General features: G+C 62.1%; 4 protein-coding genes and 1 pseudogene. 1 reads left to right on the forward strand and 4 read right to left on the reverse strand.

What is annotated here, in order from left to right; genetic code table 11:
* The 3 genes and pseudogenes from EN964_RS23145 to urtA form a co-directional block, all read right to left on the reverse strand.
* Nucleotides 1–593 (reverse strand): annotated as a pseudogene (locus EN964_RS23145) (urea ABC transporter permease subunit UrtC); the annotation flags it as partial.
* Entirely contained in the window at nt 590–2203 is a 1614-nt protein-coding gene (gene urtB, locus EN964_RS23150) for an urea ABC transporter permease subunit UrtB (RefSeq protein WP_127276762.1), read from the reverse strand. The gene urtB and the pseudogene EN964_RS23145, both read right to left, overlap by 4 nt.
* 108 nt (nt 2204–2311) lie before the next feature.
* Nucleotides 2312–3622: an urea ABC transporter substrate-binding protein gene (gene urtA, locus EN964_RS23155; RefSeq protein WP_027036733.1), complete on the reverse strand. Its 1311-nt coding sequence runs from the start codon at nt 3620–3622 to the stop codon at nt 2312–2314.
* A 309-nt stretch (nt 3623–3931) separates the two neighbouring features.
* Between urtA and EN964_RS23160 the strand changes: the two genes are divergently transcribed.
* A complete protein-coding gene (locus EN964_RS23160; protein WP_127268965.1) occupies nt 3932–4345 on the forward strand; it encodes a hypothetical protein in 414 nt (137 codons plus the stop codon).
* Between the two features lie 64 nt (nt 4346–4409).
* On the opposite strand, the gene EN964_RS23165 is transcribed toward EN964_RS23160, so the two are convergent.
* The coding region (locus EN964_RS23165; RefSeq protein WP_164775948.1) for a GMC oxidoreductase at nt 4410–5347 on the reverse strand (938 nt) is incomplete at its 5' end.

Consider the following 5347-nt stretch of genomic DNA (forward strand, 5'->3'; position numbering starts at 1 on the left):
AGAATATCCTTGAAATCGGTCAGGCCGTTGTTGCCGCCGAACCCCATGTCGTTGCGAAAAAAGGCAAGCAGCAGCGCGTAGGTCATCGCCTGGGTGATGATCGAGAGATAAACGCCGGTGACGCGGCTGCGGAAGGCGAACCAGCCAAAGACGAAAGCGAGCAGGCCGGGCACCGCGAGCACCATGAGGCCGGCGAACCAGAAATGGTCGAAACCGTACCAGAACCAGGGCAATTCCTTGTAGTTCAGGAACACCATGAAGTCGGGCAAGATGGGATTGCCGTAAACGCCGCGCGAACCGATCTGCCGCATCAGATACATGCCCATCGCATAGCCGCCGAGCGCGAAGAAGGCGCCGTGACCGAGCGAGAGGATGCCGCAATAGCCCCAGACCAGGTCAAGCGCCAAGGCGAGCAGCGCATAGCAGAGATATTTGCCGGTGAGCGCGACGATGTAGGAAGGGACGTAGAAGGCGCTGGTGGGAGACACCGCAAGGTTGAGCAGCGGCACAAGGACGGCCACCGCCAGCAGGATGAAGATCGTGATGGCGATGCGGCGGTCCGCGCCGGCGGCAAAGAAGCGTCCCGTGATCATGCTTCCACCGCCCTGCCCTTGAGCGCGAATAGGCCGCGCGGGCGCTTCTGGATGAACAGGATGATCAGCACCAGCACGACGATCTTGCCGAGCACCGCGCCCGCATAGGGCTCGAGGAACTTGTTGACGATGCCGAGCGAGAAGGCGCCGACCAGCGTGCCCCACAGATTGCCGACGCCGCCGAAGACGACGACCATGAAGCTGTCGATGATGTAGCCGCGACCGAGATTGGGCGAGACGTTGTCGATCTGGCTGAGCGCGACGCCGGCAATGCCTGCAATGCCGGAGCCGAGCGCGAAGGTCAGCGCGTCTACCCATGGCGTCCTGATGCCCATCGAGGCGGCCATGCGCCGGTTGGCGGTGACGGCGCGCATCTGCAGGCCCCAGGGCGTGCGCTTCATCACGTAGAGCAGGATGCCGAAGACAGCGAGCGCGAAAACCAGGATCCACAGCCGGTTCCAGGTGATCGCCAACTGGCCGAGATTGAACGAGCCCGACATCCAGGATGGGTTGCCGACCTCCTGGTTGGTCGGCCCGAAGATCGAGCGCACGGCCTGTTGCAGGATCAGCGAGACGCCCCATGTCGCCAGCAGCGTTTCAAGCGGCCGGCCATAGAGGAAACGGATGACGCCGCGCTCGATGATCAGGCCAACCAGGGCCGCAACGAGGAAGGCGAGCGGCAGCGCAATGACCAGCGACCAGTCGAACAGGCCGGGAAAGGAGGTGCGGATCACCTGCTGGACGACGAAGGTCGTGTAGGCGCCGAGCATGACCATCTCGCCATGCGCCATGTTGATGACGCCCATGACGCCGAAGGTGATGGCAAGGCCGATTGCCGCCAGCAGCAGCACCGAGCCCAGCGAGATGCCGTACCAGATGTTCTGCCCGGCATCCCAGAAGGCCAGCGTCGAATTGATGTTGGCGATTGCGGTCGTCGCCGCTTGCTTGACCGCGTCGGTGGAATTCGCCTCGACCGAGGTGAGCAGGGAAACCGCATCGCGGTCGCCACGCGCGCCGATCAGGGCAATTGCAGCGAGCTTGTCGGCTTCAGGCCGGTCGGAGACCAGAACGGAGGCGGCACGAGCCTGTTCGAGCAGCGCCTTGACGCTGGCCACGGTCTCACTGGCGATTGCCGTGTCGAGCGGTCCGATGTTTGCGGCGTCGGGCGTCTTGAACATGGGGGCTGCGGCGGCAACACGCACGGCCGGGTCCTTGGCGCCGAGCGTCAGCGTGCCCAACGCATCGCGTATGACGCGACGCAGCGTGTTGTTGACCTTGATCTTGGTGATGCCGTCCTTGGCCGCCTCGCCCGACGCCTCGCCGCTCAACGGGTCGGAAAGCTGGACGCTTTCGCCCGCTTCCTTGCCGACAAACACAAGGGAATCAGCCTTGCGGACATACAGGTTGCCGTCGGCAAGTGCCGCAAGCGGCCGCTCTACCGCCGGATCGCCGGCGGCCGCCAGTTCGTGGACGACGGCCCCGATCTCGGAAAAGCCCTTGGCCGTGGCGAATTTGGCGATGATGCCGCGCAGATCGGCTTCGCCGGCGCCGGAGGACGACAGCGTCGCCAGCAGGAACAACAGCATCAAACCCGTGCGGATCAAGATCATCGGTCTCTGGTAACCCCTGAAGGTTGAAGTGGGCGTCCGGACGGCGGAGGAAGCCGTCCGGACGCGCGCGGTCATGGGCATGGACCTGAAGGTCCAGCCCGGGGAGGATCAGTTCGTGCCCTTGCCGCCGCACTTGCCGGTGGCAACATTGAAGTTGCCGCAGGACAGAGGCGCGCGCCAATCGGAGATCAGGTCCTTGGAATCAGGCAGATAGTCGGACCACTCGTCACCCATCACCAGGCCCGGCGTGCGCGACACGGTTTCGAACTGGCCGTCGGCCTGGATTTCGCCGATCAGCACCGGCTTGGTGATGTGGTGGTTCGGCATCATCGTCGAATAGCCGCCGGTCAGGTTCGGCACCGACACGCCGATCATGGCGTCGATGACCTTGTCCGGATCGGTGGTGCCGGCCTTCTCGACCGCCTTCACCCACATGTTGAAGCCGATATAATGGGCTTCCATCGGATCGTTGGTGGTGCGCTTGTCGTTCTTGATGAACTTGTGCCAGTCGGCGATGAACTTCTTGTTCTCGGGCGTGTCGACGCTCTCGAAATAGTTCCAGGCGGCGAGATGGCCGACCAGCGGCGCGGTGTCGAGACCGGCTAGCTCTTCCTCGCCGACCGAGAAGGCCATGACCGGGATGTCCTCGGCCTTGATGCCCTGGTTGCCGAGTTCCTTGTAGAACGGCACGTTGGCGTCGCCGTTGACGGTCGAGACGACGGCGGTCTTCTTGCCGGCCGAACCGAACTTCTTGATCGCCGAAACTTCGGTCTGCCAGTCGGAGAAGCCGAACGGCGTGTAATTGACCATGATGTCTTCAGCCGCCACGCCCTTGGCCTTCAGATAGGCCTCGAGGATCTTGTTGGTGGTGCGCGGATAGACGTAGTCGGTGCCTTCCAGCACCCAGCGCTTCACCGAACCACCGTCCTCGCTCATCAGATAGTCGACAGCCGGGATGGCCTGCTGGTTCGGCGCCGCACCGGTGTAGAACACGTTGCGCTCGCTTTCCTCGCCCTCATACTGGACGGGGTAGAACAGGATATTGTCGAGTTCCGAGAACACCGGCAGCACCGATTTACGCGACACCGAGGTCCAGCAGCCGAACACCGCCGCGACCTTGTCCTTGGAGATCAGTTCGCGCGCTTTTTCGGCAAACAGCGGCCAGTTGGAAGCCGGATCGACGACGACCGCCTCGAGCTTCTTGCCGAGCAGACCACCCTTGGCGTTCTGCTCGTCGATGAGCATCAGCATGGCGTCCTTCAGCGTCGTCTCCGAAATCGCCATGGTCCCCGACAGCGAATGGAGAATGCCGACCTTGATCGTGTCGTCGGCGGCCTTGACCGGAGCGGACGTCAACAGGCCGGCGGCGACCACACCAGCCGAAAACATTTTTGTTATTGTCGAGAAATTACCCCTCATATTACAGACTCCCAAGCTAGTTGATTGCACCGCAACACTACAAAGCAACCCCCATGCCAACCGCTCTGGCAATCCCGAAAGGGCACAAATAAATTATAGATATCAGCACCTTGGAATATAGGGCTTACAAAACAAAGAGAGGTGGCCAGAAATCGATTGAGGGAATTTTGCGCAGCTTGCGCAGCCTCTGCCTATTTTTCGATCATTTACCAAATCTGCCTAGATTTTGAACTCACCCGTGCCTCAGGCGACCGATGTTGCGGCGCGGTGCAAAAATAGGGCAAGCTCGCTCTTCAAGCGAGCGACGTCATGGTTTCAGGTATTTCACGTATTTTCATCGGCATACTGCTTCTGGCTGCAGCAACCGTGGCCGCGCGAGCCGATTTCAGCGACGGCAAGATGCCTGACGGCGCCTATCATTGCGAAGTGTACCTGCTTGGCATGTTCCTCAGCCTCGGCGACATCACCATCAAGGGGAACGTCTACAGCGGCCCCGTCTACGCCAGCCTCGGCGTCTTCGGCACCGCGCGGCAGGGCTACAACTACCAAATGGACGCAAACGGCGTGATCTCGTGGCTGGGGCCGCTGGGCGGATATACCGCCGGCGGCAATTCACTGTCGCTGACCCAGGCGACGCTGGACGGCGAAACAGTGCCCTCCTTCGACATCATCATGAAGCAGCCCGACGGCGCCTTCACCGCCTCGACCTGCACCAAGCAGTGAGGCGGCAAGAAAAAGGCGCGGAACCTTGCGGGTTCCGCGCCAGCAGTCCGTCGGGAGGATGTGACTAGATCGTCTTGGCCGACATCTGCGCCGCGATGTAGTCGGCCTGGCGGATCGCGAGCGACACGATCGTCAGGGTCGGGTTTTCGGCGGCACCGGTGGTGAACTGGCTGCCATCGGACACGAACAGGTTCTTGATGTCGTGCGCCTGGCCGTGCTTGTTGACGACGCCGTCTTCCGCTTTCTCGCTCATCCGGTTGGTGCCGAGATTGTGGGTCGACGGATAGGGCGGCGTCGGGAAGGTGCGGGTGGCGCCGACCGCATCATAGAGTGCCGTAGCCTGCTTGTAGGCGTGGTTACGCATCGCGGTGTCGTTCGGATGGTCGTCGAAATGCACGTCGGCGATCGGCATGCCGTGCGCGTCCTTCTCGTCGGCATGCAGCGCGATGCGGTTCTCCGCGCGCGGCATGTCCTCACCGACGATCCAAAGGCCGGCCATGTGGTCGTAGTGATCGAGTGCTGTGGTGAACGAGCGCCCCCATGCGCCCGGATCAAGAAACGCTGCCATGAACGGCAGGCCGAGCGACAGCGTCTCGAACTCGTAGCCACCAACGAAACCGCGCGATGGATCATGCCGCGCCTCGTCGCGGATGATGCCGGCCATGGTCGTGCCGCGATACATGTGCACCGGTCTGTCGAAGATGGCATAGACCGAGCCGGTGGTGTGACGCATGTAGTTCTTGCCGACCTGACCCGACGAGTTGGCAAGCCCATCGGGGAATTTCCCCGACGCCGAATTGAGCAGCAGCCGCGGGCTCTCGATCGAATTGCCGGCAACCGCGACGATGCGCGCCTTCTGCTCCTGCAGCTTGCCGTCTTTGTCGGCGTAGACAACGCCGGTCACCTTTCCGCTGGCGTCATGGTTGATCTTGATCGCCATGGCATTCGGCCTGACTTCGAGATGGCCTGTCGCCTCTCCCTTGGGTATCTCGGTGTAGCTGT

This window comes from Mesorhizobium sp. M7A.F.Ca.CA.001.10.2.1, assembly GCF_003998575.1.
In the GTDB taxonomy this organism is placed as follows: Bacteria; Pseudomonadota; Alphaproteobacteria; order Rhizobiales; family Rhizobiaceae; genus Mesorhizobium.

What these genes read in the sequence shown, in the direction of transcription:
- urtB (WP_127276762.1), bottom strand. Translation starts at nt 2,203, where the DNA reads ATGATCTTGATCCGCACGGGTTTGATGCTGTTGTTCCTGCTGGCGACG.
- urtA (WP_027036733.1), bottom strand. Translation starts at nt 3,622, where the DNA reads ATGAGGGGTAATTTCTCGACAATAACAAAAATGTTTTCGGCTGGTGTG.
- EN964_RS23160 (WP_127268965.1), top strand. Translation starts at nt 3,932, where the DNA reads ATGGTTTCAGGTATTTCACGTATTTTCATCGGCATACTGCTTCTGGCT.